This window comes from Chloroflexota bacterium (assembly GCA_040902225.1).
GTDB lineage: Bacteria > Chloroflexota > Limnocylindria > QHBO01 > QHBO01 > CF-167.
In genome coordinates this window covers 19,233-38,436 of sequence record JBBDXT010000002.1, presented here as the reverse complement: position 1 = coordinate 38,436, position 19,204 = coordinate 19,233, and the positions used below count along the sequence as shown (strand labels likewise).

The window sequence follows — 19,204 nt, the reverse complement described above, 5'->3', positions numbered from 1 at the left end:
GGCTACTCGACCGATTCGGTGGGCGTCTCGGCGATGATGGCGCGGACCACGCTGTCGCTGTTGATCCCCTCGGCCTCACCCTCGAAGTTGAGGATGATCCGATGGCGTAGGGCCGGCGCCGCAACAGCCTGCACGTCGCTGAAGGCCACGTTGAAGCGGCCATCCAGCAGGGCATGGATCTTGGCCCCCAGCACCATGGCCTGCGCGCCGCGGGGCGAGCCTCCGTAGCGCACGTATCTGCGCACCAGGTCCGGCGGGGTCTCGCTGTCGGGATGGGTGGCGCGCAGGATGCGCACCGCGTAGGCCATCACGTGGCTGGCGATCGGGACGTCGCGCGCCAGCGCCTGCATGGCGAGGATGTCGGCCCCCGACGCGGCCTGGTGAACGGTGATCCGCTCCGCCCCGGTCGTGCGCGCCAGGATCTCCATCAGCTCCGCCTCGGTCGGGAAGGGGACGTCGACCTTGAAGAAGAAGCGATCGAGCTGGGCCTCCGGCAGGGGATAGGTCCCTTCCATCTCGAGCGGGTTCTGGGTGGCCAGCACGAAGAACGGCTCCGACAGCGTGTACTGCTGCTTGGCGACGGTGACCCGATGCTCCTGCATCGCCTCCAGCAGCGCGCTCTGGGTCTTGGGGGTGGCCCGATTGATCTCATCGGCCAGCACCAGGTTGCTGAAGATCGGTCCCTGCTGGAAGCGGAAGCGACGCTCGCCTCCCTCCTCCACGATGATGTTGGTGCCCACGATGTCGGCGGGCATCAGGTCCGGGGTGAACTGGATCCGCGAGAAGCCCAGGTCGAGCGCCTCGGAGATCGTCCGCACCAGCATCGTCTTGCCCAGTCCTGGCACACCTTCCAGCAGGGCGTGGCTGGCGGCGAGCAGGCTGATCAGCGTCTGCCGCACCAGCTGGTTCTGCCCGACGATGAAGCGGCCGACCTCGGTTTCGATGGCCGTTGCCAGCTCGCTGAAGCGCTCCGGCGTGATCGGCTCAGGGGGCGAGACGGTGGTCTGCTCGGTCATCGGTCCATTCACTCCGTGGGTTCGAGGCGGGAAAAGTAGTCGCGCACCAGATCCTTCAGGGTGATCGGGACTTGCTGGCGATCGAGCTGGAAGTTGGCGAAGTTGCGGAACAGGTCGAGCACGGACCGGTAGGGGACCACCGAGTCATTGTCGAAGCCGACCCCGCTGCCGCTGCCCGTCTGGTCCTGCCCGCCGTCCCCGCCCTGCCCGGCGATGTAGCTCGGGTCACCTGGCAGGCCGATCCGGTCGAACGGCACGAACAGGCCGTCGAGCCCCGACACCGTGTAGTCCTTGTTGCCCTGGCTCGGTCCATCGAAGCCGCCGATGCGCACGCCGCCGCCCGGGATACGGCGCACGGTCGTGCCACCACCGCTGCCGAGCTGGCCCCCCGTTCCCGGCTGGCTGCCCGGCTGACCACCCGGTTGCCCGCCCGGCTGACCACCCGGTTGCCCGCCTGGCTGGCCGGACGCGCCGGGTTGCCCACCTGGCTGCCCTGAAGCGCCCGGCTGTCCGCTGCCACCCGGTTGGCCGCCTGGCTGGCCGGACGCGCCCGGCTGGCCCGATCCGCCCGGCTGGCCCGATGCGCCAGGCTGGCCCGATGCGCCAGGCTGAGGCTGGCCTGCACGGGCAACCTGCCGCGCGCCGTCCTGGAGGGCGGACTGGGCGCGCGCCACACTGCGCTGCAGCTGTCGGTCCTGCTCAGATTGGCGCAAGGCATCCGCGGCGCGCTGCAGCGCATCCTCTGCGGCCTGCTGATCCTGTGGACTGCCGGTGCGCGCCGCCTTGTCGAGTGCATCCGCCGCCTCGGCCAGGCGCTTGGCGACCTCCGGCTGGGTTCCGGCGGCTCCCTGCGCGGCTCGCTGAAGGGCTTCAGCGCGCGCGGCGGCCTGTGCGCTGCTCATCTGCTTGACCTGGTCCGTGAGAGCCTCGAGGTCCTTCGCCGCCTGCTCCGGATCGCCCTCCTCGTTGGCGTCCTCCTTGCCGGTCGCCGCCTTCGAGATCTGCTGGGCCAGCTGAGTGAGGCCCGCATCCTTGAGCGCTGCCTGCGGATCCGTCAGACGTGCCAGCTGCTCCTGGACGGCGCCGATCTTGGCAAGCACGTCCTGCCGGTCATCGCCTCCATCGCGAAGCTGGCGCGCCAGCCGGCGCAGCTGCTCCACCAGGGCATCCCGGCGTGGGTCCGGCGTGTCGGCGCCCTGCTCCTCGGCCTCCCGCGCGACCTCCTCGATGCGCTGCGCCACGTCGCGGCTCGCGTCGCGAGCCGCCTGCCGATCACGCAGCAGCGCGTCCTGCGGATTGGGCCAGGCGATGAGCACCACCAGCAGGGCCAGTGCGACCCCGCTGCCTGCGGACGGGCGGCGGGCGATCCGGGGTCGAAAAGCAGCGCGGAGGTCGGCACTCGCGAGCCGGGTGCGAGCGTCGGCGATCTGGCGAGCCGCGAGCTCGGCGGCGAGCGGGTCCTCGGGATCCGGTTCGGAGATCAGCTCCAGGGCGGTCCCCAGGCGCTCGCGGAGGGCAAGCTCCGCGTCCGCGCCACGAGCCGCGTCGGTCAGCGACGGCCGCAATCGCCACGAGACGACGGCCCAGGCGACGAGTGCCACGGCCGCAACCGCGGCCATCAGCCACGGCGCGATCTCCAGGGCGACGGTGCGGGCGACGAGCTGTACCAGGGCGATACCGCCAAGCGCTGCAGCCAGGGCGATCCCCGCGACCCGCACGCTGCGGCGCAGCCAGAGGCGTCGCCGGAGCGAGCGGAGGCGCCGCAGCGCATCGGAGCCGAGTCGGTCGGCGATCCTGGCGGCCAGCGATCGATCGGTCACAGGTCACGCTCCGGGGCCGCGCGGAGCCGGCGACGAGGCAGCCGGAAACCCAGGCCCGCGGGAACGACGAGACGCATGGAGGCGAGGGTCAGCAGCAGCGAAAGGCCGGCAAAGGTGAGTGCGAAGCGCGGCCAGAAGTGGCCGGTCTCGGCGGGTTGCGGGTCGAAGACGGCCTGGACGCCGGGCTGTGCGCAGCGCTCGTTCGCCGCACAGTCGCCGTTGACGCCAGCGCCATCGAAGCCGGGCTTGACGTCCGTCGGCACTCCATCGGTGATCGTGAAGCAGAGGCCCTCCTCGCACTGGATGCCGGCGGTGCCGCGGATCTCGGCCATGATCTTGCCCATGTCGCCCGTCGTGATCTCGGTGTCCGCCACGATCTCGACCATGGCGACGGCGGGGTTCAGATAGAGGAGCTGTTCGGGTGCCCGGTTGGGGAGGCCGAATGCGCCGTCGGTCATTCCGGTCAGGGTCGCGGTCCACAGGCGCCAGATGAAGAAGGTTCCCACGGTGAGGAAGAGGACGGTCGAATAGGCGATCACGGTGGCGCTCTGCGTGCGCTTGAAGAGTGCGCTGCAGAAGAGGCCGATGACGCCGAAGCCGATCGCCGACACGAACAGCACGACCTGCGCGCGGACGATGTCCTCCACCAACACCCCGCCGTACATCAGCACCAGCGCCGAGACCGGGATCCCCGCCAGGATCATGAGGACCACGAAGGCGAGGGCCGACAGGAGCTTGCCGACGACGATGGCCCCGGGGCGCAGCGGGGTCGTGATCAGCAGGTCGAGGGTTGCCTTCTCGCGCTCCAGGCTGATCGCCCCAGTCGTGAAGGCCGGTGCCAGGAAGGCGACCAGCATGAGCTGGAAAACCGAGAGCATGGCGAAGATCGCCTGCCCCACGATGGCCGACCCGTTGGCGACGCTGACGCTCGACCCATCCGGCGCGAAGAGCTCCTCCGGCACCTTGGCGTCGGCCACCGAGCTGATGTAGGCGCCGTACGCGATCAGCGCCAGCACGGCGAGGTAGATGGTGAGGACGACGAACGCCCGTCGACCGCGAAATCGGGAGCGCAGCTCCTTCGACATGATGGTCGAGACCGATGAGCTGAACTCGCGCAGGCTGGAGAGGCGTCGTCGAGGGAGAGTCGTCGCCGTCATGCCGCCGTCTCCTCGTCGTTGCCGGTGACCTTGAGGAAGATCTCCTCCAGGTCGCTGGTCGCCTGACCGAAGCCGCTCACCGTGTGTCCGGCTGCGATCATGCCCTGCAGCAGCCCCGCCTGCTCATCGGCCGGCCCGTCGAACGGGACCTCCAGACGCGTCTTGCCTGCCTCGCTGCTCACCGCAAGGACGTCGCCGACCCGTGGATCGGTTCCAAGCCAGGCCGCTGCCGCTTCGCCGTCCGACAGGACGTCGATGCGCAGCAGGGCGGTGGCACGCAGCGAACGCTCGATCTCGGCGATCTGCCCGGAGCGCACCAGCCTGCCTTGATCGATGATGCCCACCGTGGTGCACAGCTCCGCCACCTCGCTGAGGATGTGGCTGCTGACGAGGATCGTCTTGCCCATCCCGCGCAGCTCGCGCAGGATCTCGCGCATCTCGACCCGTGCCCGCGGATCGAGCCCCGAGGCCGGCTCGTCGAGGATCAGGAGCTGGGGATCGTGGACCAGCGTGTGGGCCAGGCACAGGCGCTGGCGCATGCCGCGTGACAGGGCTTCGACGTACGACTCGCGCTTGTCACTCAGGCCGACGATCTCGAGCAACTCCCCGATCATGCCGGCCCGCCGCCCTGCCGGCACCGAGTAGCAGCGCGCGAAGAAGTCGAGGTATTCCCACACCCGCAGGTCGTCGTAGACGCCGTAGAAGTCGGGCATGTAGCCGATCCGGCGGCGGACCTCGACCGGGTCAGCGGTCACGTCGATGCCGCACACCAGCGCCTCCCCGGCGGTGGGCGCCAGCAGGGTGGCCAGCACCCGCATCGTCGTCGTCTTGCCGGCCCCGTTGGGACCGACCAGTCCGTAGATCTCGCCCGGGCCAACCACCAGGTCGATGCCGGCCACCGCCAGCTCACCGTCGTAGCGCTTGACCAGGCCGCGGGTCTCGATGATCGGGGTCATGGGGCAGGGACTCCCGTCACCCGCGCGCCCGCGAAGATCGAGAACTGTCCCATCTCGGCCGGCACGCCGGTTCCGCTGATCTTGATCAGGAGCCGACCGGAGGAGTCGAGCACGCGAGTCGGATCGGCGACGTCGAATCGGCTCCGCTCGGAGAGGTCGCCGAGGTCGAGCCATTCGGCAGCGATCGCGTCGTACACCGCCACGCGGAATCCGCTCGGCAGAAAGGCACCCACATTCTCCTGGTCATAGAAGATCGTCCCGGGCTCGCTGGCCACGATGACCGTCACCTTGCTCGGCACCAGTCCGGTCGCCTCGAGCGGCATGCCCATGCGGAAGGTGACCTCACCGTTCGCCAGCGTCACGGAGCCCGGAGCGGTCTGTGATGCCTCTCCATCGGTCGCCAGGACCTCGGTGCTCATCGCCGATGGGCCGATCGTCACCGGGCCTGGTCCGAGGGTTGGCTGGCCGGAGACCACCTCCACCGCCTGGGCATAGCGCTGGACCTCCTGGCCATCGAGCTCGACCTCGAGTGGAGAGGCGTCGGCCTGCCACCCGATCAGGAACGGCCCGCGATCGATCCCGCCCGAGGCGCCTTCCATCTTGCCCGGGAAGCCGCGGTACGAGCCAACCAGTGCATCGATCACCAGGCTGCGGACGGAGATCTGGCGCTGGGCGGCCGAGCTGGTGTCGAACGCGGAGATGCCGTACACCTGCTGGGAGGCCGACGAGCCGTTGAGGTTGCGAAGCGGCATGCGGAAGGTCTTCGACTCTCCGGCTGCGAGGGTCCCGACCATGACGCCGCCGCTCTGGCTGACGACCGCCACGTCCTCCATCGGCTGGGTCCCTTCGTTGGTGGCACGACCCTCGAGATCGGTGGCGGTCAGGGACCAGGTCACGCGCAGCGCTGGCGTGTACGGGACCAGTGCCTCGGCCCGCACCGCCTGCTGGCCGCTGACCGGGACCGCCAGGCCGCGCAGGTGGGCCGGATCCCCCTGCTCAGTGGCGTAATTCAGTACGGCTCCACCGATGGTCGGATCGAAGTTGTTGGCGGCCAGTGCCGAGAGAAGGGCGTCGCCACGCACCGTCAGGTCGTAGCTCGCGCGGGCCGGGCTCGAGATGCCGGCGAAGGTGGAGACCGAGGCCGCCGTGCCGTCCGTCGAGGTGCGCACCACCGAGATCTCGTTGACGATGATCTGGCTGCCCTTCATCGACAGGCCGATGCTGTACGACACGCCCGAGAAGGCGAGTGCCAGGACCGGAGCGACGATCCAGGCCAGCTCTCGACGATCCAGGCAGCGCAGCACCAGGTAGCTCAATGGCCCGATGAGCAGGATGTAGCCCACGATCACGGCCAGCAGCAGCTCTGCCGGCGGCACCGCCAGTGACGGAATCCGGGAGAGCACCACCGTCATCGAGTTGGCGACTTCATCGTCAACCGGACCGGCCCCGCCCCACTGCTCGAAGATCCGGTCGTCGGGAATGAGCCGCGTCCAGAGGGCGGGCGCGCCGGCCCAGGTGCGGAACGGCTGGGTGGCCAGGTCGATCCCAACGAAGCTGACGCGTCCCGCTCCACGACTCATTGACGCAAAGAGGGTCTGGCCGCCGGCGTCGCGCACCAGGGCAATGGCGCCCGGCCGCAGGTCGCCCGCCGCCACGGTGAGCGGGTCGCTGCCATCCGGCTGGCCGGCGCCGGCCCAGGCGGCCAGCGTGGCGGCGCTGCTGCCGTCGTGCGACGCGAGGCGCTCAACGGGGAGCATTGAACCGAAAGCGGCGGTGCGTGCCTGCCAATCGGGTCCGCCCACTACGACCAGCTGTCCGCCCGCTGCCACCCAGCGCTCAAGTGAGCGCCGCTGGGCCTCGGTCAGGCCGCTCGAATCGGCGGCCCACACGATCGTCTCGATGCCGCGCAGGGGCTCGGGGCGCTCCGGCAGATCCGCCGGCGTGAGGGGGATCGGCTCGGGAAAGCCACCGCCGCGCGCGATCAGCTGCGGCCGCACGTTGCCGCCTCCGTCGCCGACGATCGCCACGTGGCCACTGGTCCGCTCCAGGACGCGGGCATCGGCGCTGGACGTTGCCAGGGATTTGCCCTCGGCCGATTCGAAGCGCAGCGCGATCGCGCGCACGAATGGCGCCGGCCTGACGTAGATGGCGACGACCTTGTGCGCGCCGGCCGGCAGCTCGACGAAGCGACGCACGGTCCCGTCGATGCCATCCGCGGCCAGGTAGCCGGTGACGGGCGAGCCGCCGTTGGAGAGGGTGGCCGCGATGCCGATCCAGCCGTTCGACTCGAAGCGGCCACCGACCAGGGCGCGCGCCTCGAGCGTGATCGCTTCGGCAGCACCGACGGGAGCTGCCATCGAGGGCAGCATCATCGCGGCCAGGGACGCTGCGGCGGCCAGGCGAGCCAGGCGGCCGGTTCGGTGCGGCATCGGACCTCGCGAGCGGTGCGGTTGAATGGTCTGGACCGTAGACGCAGCGCGGAGCCCGGCAGTTTCAGCCGCGGGCTGGCAGGGAGTGTAGCCGCGGCATCGGTACACTCCCCAGATGCCCACTCTCCGCCCGTTCCGCGGGCTCGGCTACGCGCTGGACCGCTATGCCGTGCCATCGGCGCCGGGGATGCGGATCGCCGACCTGACGGAGGTGGTCTGCCCGCCATATGACGTCATCACGCCGGCGCAGCAGGCCGAGCTGCTGGAGCGCAGCGAGCGCAACGCGGTGCGGCTGGAGCTGTCCGCGGAGCAAGACCCACACGCCGCTGCGGCTGCTGCCCTGAGGGCGTGGCAAGCGGACGGCACGCTCGAGCGGCGTGCCCAGCCATCGGCCTATTACTACCGCTACGCTCGGCCGGCGGCCCCGGACGAGCCGGTGGTCCAGGGGGTGGTGGCCAGGCTCCTGCTCGAGTCCTTCGGAGCCGGGGTGCGGGCGCACGAGCACACGCTTGCCGGCCCCAAGGCGGATCGCCTGGCGCTGCTGCACGCCACCCGCACCCAGCTCTCGCCGATTCTGGCCATCTACTTCGACGGCTCGGTCCACCACGACCATCTCATGGGCCTGCCCTGGACCGATGAATGGCTTGCGCGGGACGGCGACGGGCTGCTGCATACGCTGGCGGCGGTCGAGCCGGACGAGCGCCTGCTGGAGCACCTGTCGCGCCAGCAGCTCTTCATTGCTGATGGGCACCATCGCTACGAGACGGCGCTGGCATACCAGGCGGCGGTCCGGCACGACCCAAACTGGGCCGATGCCGGGCCCGGCTCGCTGGCCGCGGACTGGATCATGCTGGTGCTCGTCAACGCGCAGCGCGAGGAGCTGGAGATCCAGGCCACCCATCGGCTCATCCGTCAGGCAGATGACGAGGCGCTGCGCTCGCTGGTCCGCGATCCGGGGCCGATCTGGCAGGCGACTCCGGTAGCTCCCGATGAGCTCGTGGGGCGGCTCGCATTGCTGGAGAGCGCCGAGCAGCCAGCCTTCGGGCTGGTGCTGCCCGGCGACGAGGGATTCCTGCTCGTCGGGGACGCCGAGGCGGCCGCCGTGCGGATGCGCCGCGAGCCGATGGGTGCGGAGGTTCGCCGGCTGGACCTCGCCATCCTGCAGGCGACGATCTTCGACGACTGGCTGGGGATCGATGCGGTCTCTGTCGCCACCGGCGACGCGCTGGCCTACACTAGGAGCGCGGCTGACGCGATCCGCGCCGTGGCGAGCGGCGAGGCGAAGGCCGCGATCCTGGTTCGTCCCACTCGACTCGAGCAGCTTGCCGCGGTGGCCAGCGCCGGCGACGTGATGCCCCAGAAATCGACGTACTTCTATCCCAAGCTTCTGACCGGCTTGGTCTTCTACCCACTGGAGGGCGAGTAGCAGCGTGGTCCAGGCCATCAAGCGCGACGAGGTCTACATCGACCCGGAGGGGATCTACGTCGAGACCCAGCAGCCCGAGCGGCGCAGCCGCAAGCCGCCGCTGCTCCTCGTGCACGGCGCCCTGACCGGCTCGTGGCTGTGGTCGAGCTTCGGCGCGTACTTCGCCGAGCGCGGATGGGAGGCCCACGCCATGAACCTGCGCGGCCATTACACCTCCGACCTGGCCGATCTCGCCGAGACGCGCATGCGCGACTACGCGACCGATATCGGCGTGGCGGTCCGGCAGCTCGGTCGGCCGCCGATCGTGATCGGCTGGGGGATCGGCGCCCTGGCGGCCATGCTGTACGCAGAGCACAACCGCGTCCTGGGACTCGTCCTGCTGGCCCCGTCGCCGCCGGCGGCGGCGCTGCCGCGACGCCCGGTCGAGCACGAGCTGAAGCTGGTCCCCGATGTCTACGACGCAACCTGGTGGGGCTGGATCCAGCCCTGGGACAAGCTGCGTGACGCGATGCCGGACATGAACGACGATGAGCTGGAGAAGATGCAGGAGATGCTGGCCGGCGCCCGTGAGTCGGGCAGCGCACGACGGGAGCGGATGCTGGGCGTCCCGGTCGAGACGGAACGGATCACGGCCCCCACCCTGGTGATCGGAGCCGGCATGGACGACGTCATCCACCCCTCGGAGGCTCGGCGCACCGCCGACCTGCTGAGCGCCACCTACGAGTACTTTCCGAGCGCCTCGCACTTCGGGTTGGTGATGGGCTCGGGGAGCTGGCCGCAGGTGGCGGGCTCGGTCCTCGGCTGGCTCGAGGAGAGGCGGCACGTGATGGTCGCCGCGTTGGCCGAGGCCGCGGCCAGCTCACGCTGATCGCTTCGGGGCATGCGGACTTCAGCGTGATTTGAGCCGGACAATAGCAATCCCCGCGGCGTGACTAGCCAGCGGTCACTACGACCAATCAAGCGTCGCATTGCCGTGCTGCGTGGTCAGCAGGGCTGGCGAGTGGCGCCTACGGCTCGTCAGGCAGTCGCTCCGATGGGCCAGGTGTCGCCCATGACCACCCGGTGATCGGGATCCCATGCCGCCGCACGGGCGCCGATTGGGCCCGGTCAGGGCCGCTTGCTATACTCCGGCCCGTCCCGCCGCAGACCCGTGCCGCATTCGTCTAGAGGCCTAGGACACCGCCCTCTCAAGGCGGAGATCACCGGTTCGAATCCGGTATGCGGTACCAAACTCCCTGTTTCGCCCCCGTTTCGGCTTGGTTCACGCTCAGAGCCGTAGAACACTCGTTCTAAATGGACTCAGATGAGGCTCTGAAGCACCCTTATAAGCACCCTTATGAATTTGACGATCCGCCGACGGCGGCCGACACGGGTCGAGTTCACGATCGGTTCGGGCGTGAACGGGTGTTCTAATCGTCGATCGGAGATACGGAGCAATGGCCCATTTTTGGACGCAGATGCGGCTCAGGCCCCACGACGGGACGACCAGCCGGTGCCATAAGAGCGGGCGTCCGACCTGAGGAGAGCGACGTCTAGCCTGAGCTCCTCCCCAGGAGTGCATCGAGCCGCTCGGCGGCCTCGCGTTGCATCGCAGGCTGGCTGTGGGAGTATCGATCAAGAGTGATGCCCACATCCTTGTGACCCAGCACCTCGGCCACCAGCTTGGGGTTCGTGCCGACGGCGAGATGCAAGGTGGCGTACGTGTGGCGGAGGTCATGGAACCGGATCTCCGGCAGGCCAGCCTTCCGCAGGAGGGGCCTGAGATGGCGTTCGGCTAGATGGCGGCCGTGGAGCGGCATGCCGACATCGTCGGTGAAGATGAGATCGTCGGCGGTCAGCCGATGGCCGAGGCGCAGAAAGTGCTTGGCCCGACGTCGACGATGAGCTCGCAGCATCGTCACGGTCGGATCGGTCAGCTCGATCGTTCGCCGCGACTGCGCCGTCTTCGGGTCGCCCAGCCACCACCCTCCGTTCATGCGGACCAAGGTGTGCCGAACGTGTAGGCGGCTCCGGTCCAGATCCCTCCACTGCAGGCCCAGCATCTCGCCCTGCCGCATGCCGGTGGCGATGGCCAGGGTGAACAGGGCCGCCAGCGGATGATCGCGGATCGCCTCGAGGAAAGTGGGGACCTGATCCGGCGCCAGAGGCGTCATCACCGCGCCTGTCTTGGCGGGCAGTCGGATGCGATCGGCCGGGTTGCTGGCGATGATGCGCCACTCCACCGCTTGCGACAGCGCTCCGTGCAGGACCGCGTGCAGGTAGCGTAGTGAGGCCGCACTCATCGCCCGCTCCACCGTGCGGACTGACCGGGCGTGGGTGATAGTTACCGCCCTCGGCAGACGCATCGACGCGTACAGATCGGCGATGTGTCGAGTGCGCAGCCGGCCGAGCTTGACGGCGCCGAGTTCTGGCACGAGATAGCGGCGCACGATGCCCTCGTAGCGCTCGAAGCTGCGGGGTCGCAGGTGGGGGCGCACGACCGTCTCCAACCAGCGTTCTAAGAACTGAGCCAAGGTCTGCGCCGCCTGCTCGGCGTCAAGCGCGTCGTCAACGACGGCCAGGGCCGCGTCGCGCCGCTCGGCGCACTGCCGGGCTCCGGCCCGTCCCTTGAGGAAGGAGTACACCGCCACCCGCTTCCCGGTGTCGGGATGGGTGAAGCGGGCACGCCAGCGGTCCTGCGACGCAATCCAGCGCGGCTGATCTCCCGATCCCTTGTCGCGCCGCAAGCTGGCCATGCTGGCGATGATAACTCCAGTCACCCGGCATGCCTCGAGCGTGCGTATCTGGCCTCGGCCTCATCGTGCAGCCGCTCGACGTACGCCTCGAAATCGCGGCGTAGGACGCGCCAGGTGCTGCCGACGCGGACGCTTGGCAGCTCGCCTGAGTGGATCATTCGGTTGACCGACGACTTGCTGATGCCCAGCAGAGCGGCCACCTCGCTCAGGCGCAGGGCGATCGGCTTCACCTCGCTAGGCATCTCGGCCACTCGCGTTCATCGCCTGCGTCTAGCTGCTTGCCGTCGCGGCCGTTGGCCGGAAATCACAGGGCCTGTGATCTTTGTGATTTCGTGATGGCGGCGAAGGTATCTGCCGAACAGCGGCAGCGCGAACTTGTAGCTGCCGCGCGTTGGCCGATAGAGGAGGCCCCGGGTGACCAATCGGCGCAGCAATTCGTTGACGTTGGGGAGGTCCCGCGCGCGGTCGCGCAGCTCCATCGCGGACACCCGATCGCCGGAACGGCCGGCCATCCTGACCAGAAGCTCCTGCTCGGCGCTCGAGGCGGTCAGGAAGCGGTCCTCGAAGAACGCCAGATCCAGCTCGTGGAGAAGCGCCGACTCGACGCGCTGGAAGTCCGCGAGTTCGATGTGCTCCACGCCGAGCCGGCTGCAGACGAAGGCGCCGAAGAACTGCAGGAAGTAGGGGTAGCCGGCGGTCTGCTCGCAGATCTCACCGATCAGGGACAGGCCGAAGCTGCGCCCCGTGTCGGCCAGCGGGATGGCCAGTGCCTCCTCGGCCGCATCGAGCTCGAGGTTGCCGACCGACACGTGGCGGAACATGCGCTCGGCATAGGTCCGCGCCCGCTTGAGATTGAGGCTCAGGGTTGGGAGCCCGCACACGATGATCCGCACCCGCTGATGCGCTCGTTGGACGGCGCCGAGCGCCGCGAGGAGCGTCGACAACGGGTACCGCTCGCGGCCGCGGTCGTCGGCAAGCAGATGGGCTTCGTCGTACAGCAGGATGGCGCCGGGTCGTTCGGTGTGACTCAGCAGAGAGTCGAGCTGCGCGAAGGAGCTGCCCATGACGTCGGCCGCCGCGGGCACGTCGTCGGTGTACGACGGGTCGATGCTCACCCCGCCTACGCCGATCCGCTTGGGTCGCAGCCAACGCGCGCCACGCTCCACCGCCTGCCCGACGGCGGCGAGGGCGTCGGCACGTCCGATCAGCACATCGCAGTCCTCTGCGATGGCTTCAGCAAGTCGGATGTCGTCGCGGTGGCGGTCTCCGAGCTCGCGCTGGAGGGTCAGCCAGCCAGCGCGCTCGGCCCGGGTCGCGAACTCGCCTAGGAGCACCGTCTTGCCGGTGCCGCGCAGTCCGGTCAGTGCCCAGTTGGCATATAGCGGCGGCTGCTCGATGAGCCAGTCCTCGAAAGCAGCCAGCAGCTGATCGCGTCCGGCTAGGTAGGGCGGCGGCACGCCATTACCCGGTCGGAACGGATTCGCCAAGGGGTTCGGCTGGCGAGCCAGCGTTGTCGTGTTCATTGCGCCGCCCGTGGCCGACCGCGTCGGGCCGCATGCAGCCTCGCGACGGCTATCGCCAGATACTCCGGCTCCATCTCGATGGCGAGGCACCGCATGCCCTCGAGCTGTGCTGCGATCGCGGTGGTGCCGCTCCCGACGAACGGGTCGAGTACGATTCCGTCCGGCGGCATAACCAAACGGACGAGGTGGCGCAGAAGCGCGACGGGCTTGACGGTCGGATGGTGGTTTCGGCGCCCATGCGCGCGTAGGGATCGGCGCTCATGCACCGAATGAAGGCCTGCCTCGCGCTCGCTGCGGCTGGCCTTGGGGATCAGGAAGAAGCGCGAGAAGCCGCCCGAATCACCGTACGTGTCGCGAGTGGTGCGGTACCCGCCGAAGACGCCGTAGCAGACCTTGGCGGCCTCGACCGACCCGCGTCGGCGCCCGGCGCGTAGCAGGCCGCTGGTCGCGTGGCGACCACCGACCACTCCCGGCGTGCCGCCATCGAAGATCGGGTCACCCAGGATCAGGTTGGCGGGCCAGCGACCCTGTGCGGTCGTCGCGTCCGCGCGGCTGCCGCCATCGAATCCGGTGCCCACGGCGCGACGCCCGGCGTAGACGGCGCCGTTCGTCTCCGGCTTAGGATCGGTGACGCGATGCGGTCGTCCTCCCGCTTCGGTCGGTATCCGGCAGGCGTCGATGTTCAGCGCCCCAGTGCCGTGCTCGCTGACGTTGCGCACCACGCTGCCGACCAACGGCTTGCGGGCCATGACGATCGGCTCCCAGGCCGGCTTGAGGGCAGTACCCCAGCCGGTCCATTCGGCCCCGAGGTTGCGTGACTTCGGGAAGCCCGAGGCGTAGGCCCAGACCAGGCAGTCGCGGATCTCCCAGCCTGCGTCCTCAATGGCGGTGGCGAGACGGTGGGAGGTGCGGGTGCCGCCGAAGGCGAGCAGATGGGCTCCCGGCTTCGCCACCCGTAGAACCTCGGCCCATAGGTCAGGTTCGAAAGCGACGGCGCCGCCGTCCCAGCGCTGGCCCATGAAGCCACGCGGCCCGGCACCCGAGCGGAACGGATGCTGCGGATTGCGAGCGCGGAGGCTGCTGTGCCGCGATGCGTTGAGCAGGTGATAGGGCGGATCGGTGACCACCGCATCGACGCTCTCGGCAGGCAGCGATGGCAGCAGCTCACGGCAGTCGGCACTGAAGAGCTGCAGGCGGGCATCGCGGTAGTACAGCCGCTCCTCGAGGGATGCGGCCGCCGATCGCGACCCGGAAGTTGCTCGACTGACGGACACGGTGTGAAACGTTCCTCGTCTGGTTTGTGTTGAGTTGGATCGGCCGGGGAGCGCCGTATAGCGCCTCCCCGGCCAGGTCCTCACCTGTGTGAGGTAACCGCCCTACGCCGCCGGTGTTGCCTGGCGCAGCCACGAGCGCGATCTCATCGCGTTGGTGACCACGTCGAGGTACACCTCGGAGTAGGACACGCTGCCGCGCTCGAGCACCGCCCACAGGCAGTTGAGCATCGCGGACGCGACCATCAGGTTGGTGACCACCAGCTGGGGTCGCTCCTCGACCTGTCGCTCGCAGCCGTTGCGGGCTGCGAACTCCTCGGGCGTAGCCCGGCCGATCTCGACGTGGATCTCGGCCAGGCTGCCGTCGACGAACTCACCGTTGCGGCGCCGGACGAGCTGAACGTTGCCGTCCGTCTCGTCATTGCCACCGCTGATGAGCGTCACCTCGTCCAACGTGGCGAGGTGACGGTCGACCACGAAGCGGGTCCAGTGGTTGTCGACCGCCAGCAGGACGGCGTCGCCATCGCGGATGATGTCCGCGACGTTGGCCTCCGTCAGGTAGTCGGCGATCCCCTGCACCGTCAGGCCCCGATACACCTCGGCCAAGGCCTCGGCCTTGTTTGCGCCGATGGCGCTGTCGGGGAAGACCTGCCGTGTCCGGTTGGCTGGCTCGTAGGCGTCGCCGTCGACGAGCACCAGCATCGGGCGCGGTTCGGGCCGGAAGGCCACGTAGCGGACCAGGCTCGGCAGCAACTGACTGCCGATGCCGCCCAGTCCGACGAGGACGATGCGCTCAGGCATCATCACGTTCCTCCTTTCGCAGCCGGCGCCGCGATCGGCGTCAGGCTGTAGACCAGGCTTTCGCCCAGTTCCGTCGCCAGCCCGACGGCCTCGCTCAGGAGGCCGTCGAGCGTGTGGCGGTCGCGCCAGGTCCAGGTCGGCGCCTCGGCCCACGAGGGCGTCGAATGTCGATCGGACTTGGCGTGGCCGTTGGCCTTGGCCTTCTTCGGCGCGGTCACGATCGGCTTCACGCGCTCCAGCCACTGGGCCGGAGGTTCGGTGAAGCGGCGTGGCCGCTCGAAGACGAGGCTGGTGCGACAGCCGAAGCGTCGGCCGTCGACCACGATCGCGGCCGAGTAGCTCGGCCGCCGCTGGTCGATGTCGCCAACCACGACGTGGATGCCGTCGAAGTCGGCCTCATCGGCCTCGTCGGTCAGGCTGGCCCCGGCGCTCAGCGCGCCGTGGGAGTGGATCGAGCCGACCAGGTGTGCCCCACTGGGCACGTCGCTCGCCTCGAGCCGGTGCTTGACCGATGCCGATCCGGCGCGCTGTTCGGGGACAATCAGCCCGAAGGCTTCACCGTCCCAGGTCAGCAGCGCCAGCGCCTCCGAGCGCTGCCGCGACCAGATGGCGCGGAAGAAGCCGACCACGGTGGCCATCAGCGACGCGGGCACCTTGGGTAACGCGTACTCGAGGTACTCGCGTGCCGGTGGCAGGTGGGCCACCTCGTCGACCTGCACCTGGCTCAGCCCAAGCAGGCTGCGCTTGCGCAGGTAGAGTCCGTCGCGGGCCACCACGAAGGCGGGGAGACTGACCTCTTCGACCGTGGACTCGTCCGCGGCGATGATCGGAAAGAGGCTCATGACCCCACCTCCGGCTCGGGCAGCCAGTAGACGATGCGCTCGAGCTGAGCGAAGCGTCTGGGCTCGGCCAGGCGCTCGTCGCGGAGGGGGAAGCCTCCGTCGCGAAGCAGCTTGGCCGCCACGGCGAAGGCCGCGTTGGCCAGTTCGCCGGGGATTGAGCCGTCGGTGGCGTACACCGCTCGGCGCGGGCTGAGCAGTGCCGTCGTGCGGGTCGACTCGACGGTCCGGCAGCGGACCATCGTCTCAAGCAGCCGCCGCATCAGGCTCACCTCCTTCAGGGAGGGGCGCCTGGCTGGGCGTCGGTGTCTCCACCGTCGCCTGTGGCTGATCGCCGATCGGTGCGCCGGGCAGGTCCTCGGGGGACATGCCGGCCCCCGCGGCCACCACCTGGCGCAGGCTGCGCCAGTAGCGGTCGTATTGGGCCGACAGGCCCGCCATCGGATCCCGTCGCGAGCGAGACGCCCACGCCCGGAAGCCACCGCTGAACGGCAGCGGATGGCGCCGGATGTCGGCGTTGAAGCGGCTTCCCCAGAAGCCCCCGATCAGCCCCTCGATGCGCTCGGCCAGGCTGTCACCGCCCACGTGCACCGATCCGAGACAGACGATGCCGTCGTCGGAGGTGTTGGGCAGGCAGCTGTGCTCGAGCGCATCGTCGAGGCTGCGCAAAGGGCTGGTGCGGAAGAAGGTGGCGAGGCCCTCGATGCGGTCGCCCACGGTCGAGACCACGAACACCACGTACGGCAGGCCGAGCCGGTGAGTCACCGGCTCACTGCCGTAGCGATTGGAGGCGTGGTACTCGATCTGGCGGCGCATCGGGAGCTGCTCGATCACGAACACCTCCCGCCCCTCGGGAGAGCGCACCCAGAAGCGGCAGCCGGCGGGCAGCATGCCGCTGATCGCCGACCGCTGCTCGGCCAGCCGCGACAGAAGATCGTCGAGCGCGACTTCGCGTTCGGTCACCTCGGTCACCAGCGTGGCCAGGTCGCCCTCGATGCGCAGGTACTTGCGCGAATGCATGGACATCTTCGAGCTCCTCCTCTTTGGATGAGGTGGGGCGGCCCGAACGCACCGACTGGTGCCGCTCGGACTGCCCCGCACTCTTGGCCGGGTCTCAGGCCGCGAGGCCCTTGACGCCGGCCGGCTTGAGGAACTCGATCTCGTCGCCGGCGCGCACGATGTGGTCGTCGGCCACGATCTGGCCGTTGACCCGCACCGTCGTCTCGCGCGGCAGGTTGAGCACCTGCTCCAGCATCTTCCAGATGCCGCGGATGCTCTTGCCGCCCAGGTCGAGACTGAGCTCGTTGACGCCGTACACGACCTTGACGGCCGTGTCCTCGTAGGTCTGCACGATGGTTCTCCTTGTGCTTTGCTTACTTCGCGAACACGAAGAAAGGACCGGGCAGCTGAAACGAGGTGCGTTCGCACAGATGCCACCTCGTTCGCTTGACACCGCACGCATTGCGGCCGAGCCCGGTCCCCGGAGCGCGTCCTTGAGGAACGATCAACCGGCGGGCGCTCACCGCCGGTTCGATCGAGACAGCTGAGGGGCATCCCTCCTTTCTGGGCGCGGAGACTTCCGCCGCCGAAGGTCAGAGCGAGCCCGCTGTCGCCGATCGCACCTGCGAGAAAGACATCCCGATGTCCGAGACGGCCCGACGCACCCGCCCTCTGCCGAGAGCGAGCCGGTCGAGCCGAAGCGAGACATCGAAAGGAGCGTTCCTCACAGATGGACCGATCGGTCAGCCGGCCCGTCCCGAAACCGAGGCGGAGGCGCCGTGATGTGCGTGCGGATCGCGCGTTCGAGGCGAAGCGCGAATGGCAGCGTGTATGCGGTTGTTAAGGTGAGTTGTCGCCGAAAGCCTGTGATGAGGCTCCTGGCGCCGGCACTGGTGGGATCGCGGCGGTGAGCCGCGGGAGTCCGTGGCGGGAGACTCCGCCAGCCTCGACATGAGGCGTTGGCGGCGGCTGTCGTCGTCGACGGTTCCCTAACCTTGATCGGCGACAGCCGCCTGTCCTGACTCTACCTCCGTTCCCGCAGAAGTCAATAACTTTGGTGTACGGTGATGTGGACAGTTGATCCCGGGCCCAGGAACAGAGCGAGCATCGGAGGCACCGCTCGAGCGCGGCTCTTAGCAGGCGGACAGCGATCGGTCGATGGCTCGTGCGCTGCTGCGGCTGCCGGCAATCGTGCAGCCGACCGTCAGAGTGGCTCGGGAGTAGCGACGCTTTCGGCTTGTGGCTGAGCCCGCAGGGCGTGGTCGAGATCCTCGCCGCCTCCTGTCCCGAGGAGGTGGAGCCAGTGCGGGCTGCCGACCGGCGTCGGACAGGCTCGCGACGCTGGATCTGTCAGCAGACTGGCCACCGATTGCGGGTCATCGATACCGATGAGCGGGTGAACGGGGGCTGCCAGGCCGAGGCGTAGGAGGTCGGCGAGTTCGACCGCCCAGCCGGGCTCCCAGCCGCGCAACTCGGCCATCGCGCGCGCCTGTCGCCGCAGCCATGCGACGCGAGCCTGCGAGGGCGCCACGAACAGCACCTGCCAGCCCAGCCGCTGGCTCAGCGCCCCTCGGTAGGCGAGCAGCTTGTGCCGGATGGTGGGCAGGTGCTGCGTTGCTTCGTCGACCTCCAGGCACAGGACCGCCGAGCCAGCGGGGTGTTGCAGGACGACGACGCTGTCGGGCTGCACGCCATGGCTCAGCTCGCGGCGGGCCATCGACTCGGTGAGCCAGGCCTGCATCGGGTAGAGGCTGGCCTGGTAGGGACGTGCCAGAGCGCTGACGGCCGCGGTGGTGTCGAGGCGGTGCTGCAGTTCGTTGGTGCCCGCCGTGCGCCGGTCGCGGTATCCGAGGCGCAGGCGGGCGGCGGTGCTGAGTCGGTATGCCAGCGGACTTCCGCCGCGATGTGCTGGCGGCAGGGTGGTGCGCTCGAGGTAGCCTGCTCGCCACAGCAGCAGCGCGCGTTCCTGCATTTTGCGGGGGTGGGCGCGCAGCAGCTCGCTCAGGTGGCGGGAGGTGGCGGCCTTGCTGCGGTTGACGATGCGCAGGATCGCACGGTCGCGGACTCGGAGCAGGCGTGGATCCGGCAGCGACGCACGCGGGTGCGCGCGGAAGCGCATGCTCATGGCTCACGTCCCGCCTGCAGAGCCCCGGATCTGAGCACGCCAGCCGTTCGTCGGATCGTCGCCGGAACGAACGGCAATCCGAACGGCAATCCGAACGGTGCGACGCA

The 19,204-nt window shown here is 69.2% G+C and carries 17 protein-coding genes and 1 tRNA gene; 3 read left to right on the top strand and 15 right to left on the bottom strand.

Annotated features, from left to right (window positions below; translation table 11 throughout):
• Nucleotides 1-2 precede the first annotated feature (2 nt).
• From WEB29_00245 to WEB29_00225, 5 genes are read right to left on the bottom strand one after another with little or no spacing between them, the layout of a single operon-like run.
• On the bottom strand, nt 3-1,016 hold the full coding sequence (locus WEB29_00245; GenBank protein MEX2135372.1) for a MoxR family ATPase: 1,014 nt from the start codon (nt 1,014-1,016) through the stop codon (nt 3-5).
• 8 nt (nt 1,017-1,024) lie between these two features.
• Nucleotides 1,025-2,836: a hypothetical protein gene (locus WEB29_00240; GenBank protein ID MEX2135371.1), complete on the bottom strand. Its 1,812-nt coding sequence runs from the start codon at nt 2,834-2,836 to the stop codon at nt 1,025-1,027.
• Nucleotides 2,833-3,993 (bottom strand): ABC transporter permease subunit, encoded by a 1,161-nt coding sequence (locus WEB29_00235; GenBank protein MEX2135370.1) that lies wholly within the window; start codon nt 3,991-3,993, stop codon nt 2,833-2,835. The genes WEB29_00240 and WEB29_00235 overlap by 4 nt, the downstream gene beginning before the upstream one ends.
• On the bottom strand, nt 3,990-4,949 hold the full coding sequence (locus tag WEB29_00230) for an ABC transporter ATP-binding protein (protein MEX2135369.1): 960 nt from the start codon (nt 4,947-4,949) through the stop codon (nt 3,990-3,992). The genes WEB29_00235 and WEB29_00230 overlap by 4 nt, the downstream gene beginning before the upstream one ends.
• Nucleotides 4,946-7,378, bottom strand: coding sequence for a hypothetical protein (locus tag WEB29_00225; GenBank protein ID MEX2135368.1), 2,433 nt, complete (start codon nt 7,376-7,378; stop codon nt 4,946-4,948). The genes WEB29_00230 and WEB29_00225 overlap by 4 nt, the downstream gene beginning before the upstream one ends.
• 115 nt (nt 7,379-7,493) lie before the next feature.
• On the opposite strand from WEB29_00225, the gene WEB29_00220 reads away from it, so the two are divergent.
• From WEB29_00220 to WEB29_00210, 3 genes are all read left to right on the top strand, one after another.
• Entirely contained in the window at nt 7,494-8,804 is a 1,311-nt protein-coding gene (locus WEB29_00220; GenBank protein MEX2135367.1) for a DUF1015 domain-containing protein, read from the top strand.
• Nucleotides 8,805-8,808: 4 nt separating this feature from the next.
• Entirely contained in the window at nt 8,809-9,672 is an 864-nt protein-coding gene (locus tag WEB29_00215; GenBank protein ID MEX2135366.1) for an alpha/beta fold hydrolase, read from the top strand.
• 284 nt (nt 9,673-9,956) lie between these two features.
• Nucleotides 9,957-10,033 (top strand) — tRNA-Glu (locus WEB29_00210).
• Between the two features lie 303 nt (nt 10,034-10,336).
• Here the strand turns inward: WEB29_00210 and WEB29_00205 are convergent.
• From WEB29_00205 to WEB29_00160, 10 genes are all read right to left on the bottom strand, one after another.
• Complete coding sequence (locus WEB29_00205; GenBank protein ID MEX2135365.1) at nt 10,337-11,539, bottom strand: site-specific integrase; 1,203 nt, start codon at nt 11,537-11,539, stop codon at nt 10,337-10,339.
• Between the two features lie 20 nt (nt 11,540-11,559).
• A complete protein-coding gene (locus WEB29_00200; GenBank protein ID MEX2135364.1) occupies nt 11,560-11,781 on the bottom strand; it encodes a helix-turn-helix domain-containing protein in 222 nt (73 codons plus the stop codon).
• Between the two features lie 15 nt (nt 11,782-11,796).
• The gene (locus WEB29_00195; protein MEX2135363.1) at nt 11,797-13,062 is read right to left on the bottom strand and encodes an AAA family ATPase; all 1,266 of its coding nucleotides are present in this window, start codon (nt 13,060-13,062) and stop codon (nt 11,797-11,799) included.
• On the bottom strand, nt 13,059-14,336 hold the full coding sequence (locus WEB29_00190) for a site-specific DNA-methyltransferase (GenBank protein ID MEX2135362.1): 1,278 nt from the start codon (nt 14,334-14,336) through the stop codon (nt 13,059-13,061). Before WEB29_00190 ends, WEB29_00195 begins: the two co-directional genes overlap by 4 nt.
• Before the next feature lie 102 nt (nt 14,337-14,438).
• Nucleotides 14,439-15,134 (bottom strand): ThiF family adenylyltransferase, encoded by a 696-nt coding sequence (locus WEB29_00185; GenBank protein MEX2135361.1) that lies wholly within the window; start codon nt 15,132-15,134, stop codon nt 14,439-14,441.
• Between the two features lie 2 nt (nt 15,135-15,136).
• The gene (locus WEB29_00180) at nt 15,137-15,976 is read right to left on the bottom strand and encodes a hypothetical protein (GenBank protein ID MEX2135360.1); all 840 of its coding nucleotides are present in this window, start codon (nt 15,974-15,976) and stop codon (nt 15,137-15,139) included.
• On the bottom strand, nt 15,973-16,236 hold the full coding sequence (locus WEB29_00175; protein ID MEX2135359.1) for a hypothetical protein: 264 nt from the start codon (nt 16,234-16,236) through the stop codon (nt 15,973-15,975). The genes WEB29_00180 and WEB29_00175 overlap by 4 nt, the downstream gene beginning before the upstream one ends.
• Complete coding sequence (locus WEB29_00170) at nt 16,220-16,999, bottom strand: hypothetical protein (protein MEX2135358.1); 780 nt, start codon at nt 16,997-16,999, stop codon at nt 16,220-16,222. Before WEB29_00170 ends, WEB29_00175 begins: the two co-directional genes overlap by 17 nt.
• A gap of 88 nt (nt 17,000-17,087) precedes the next feature.
• Nucleotides 17,088-17,324, bottom strand: a complete 237-nt coding sequence (locus WEB29_00165; GenBank protein MEX2135357.1) for a MoaD/ThiS family protein — start codon at nt 17,322-17,324, stop codon at nt 17,088-17,090.
• Between the two features lie 852 nt (nt 17,325-18,176).
• Nucleotides 18,177-19,097 (bottom strand): replication-relaxation family protein, encoded by a 921-nt coding sequence (locus WEB29_00160; protein MEX2135356.1) that lies wholly within the window; start codon nt 19,095-19,097, stop codon nt 18,177-18,179.
• Between the last annotated feature and the right edge of the window lie 107 nt (nt 19,098-19,204).

What these genes read in the sequence shown, in the direction of transcription:
- WEB29_00245 (MEX2135372.1), bottom strand. Translation starts at nt 1,016, where the DNA reads ATGACCGAGCAGACCACCGTCTCGCCCCCTGAGCCGATCACGCCGGAG.
- WEB29_00175 (MEX2135359.1), bottom strand. Translation starts at nt 16,236, where the DNA reads ATGCGGCGGCTGCTTGAGACGATGGTCCGCTGCCGGACCGTCGAGTCG.
- WEB29_00235 (MEX2135370.1), bottom strand. Translation starts at nt 3,993, where the DNA reads ATGACGGCGACGACTCTCCCTCGACGACGCCTCTCCAGCCTGCGCGAG.
- WEB29_00230 (MEX2135369.1), bottom strand. Translation starts at nt 4,949, where the DNA reads ATGACCCCGATCATCGAGACCCGCGGCCTGGTCAAGCGCTACGACGGT.
- WEB29_00225 (MEX2135368.1), bottom strand. Translation starts at nt 7,378, where the DNA reads ATGCCGCACCGAACCGGCCGCCTGGCTCGCCTGGCCGCCGCAGCGTCC.
- WEB29_00170 (MEX2135358.1), bottom strand. Translation starts at nt 16,999, where the DNA reads ATGTCCATGCATTCGCGCAAGTACCTGCGCATCGAGGGCGACCTGGCC.
- WEB29_00185 (MEX2135361.1), bottom strand. Translation starts at nt 15,134, where the DNA reads ATGCCTGAGCGCATCGTCCTCGTCGGACTGGGCGGCATCGGCAGTCAG.
- WEB29_00200 (MEX2135364.1), bottom strand. Translation starts at nt 11,781, where the DNA reads ATGCCTAGCGAGGTGAAGCCGATCGCCCTGCGCCTGAGCGAGGTGGCC.
- WEB29_00160 (MEX2135356.1), bottom strand. Translation starts at nt 19,097, where the DNA reads ATGAGCATGCGCTTCCGCGCGCACCCGCGTGCGTCGCTGCCGGATCCA.
- WEB29_00220 (MEX2135367.1), top strand. Translation starts at nt 7,494, where the DNA reads ATGCCCACTCTCCGCCCGTTCCGCGGGCTCGGCTACGCGCTGGACCGC.
- WEB29_00205 (MEX2135365.1), bottom strand. Translation starts at nt 11,539, where the DNA reads ATGGCCAGCTTGCGGCGCGACAAGGGATCGGGAGATCAGCCGCGCTGG.
- WEB29_00180 (MEX2135360.1), bottom strand. Translation starts at nt 15,976, where the DNA reads ATGAGCCTCTTTCCGATCATCGCCGCGGACGAGTCCACGGTCGAAGAG.
- WEB29_00195 (MEX2135363.1), bottom strand. Translation starts at nt 13,062, where the DNA reads ATGAACACGACAACGCTGGCTCGCCAGCCGAACCCCTTGGCGAATCCG.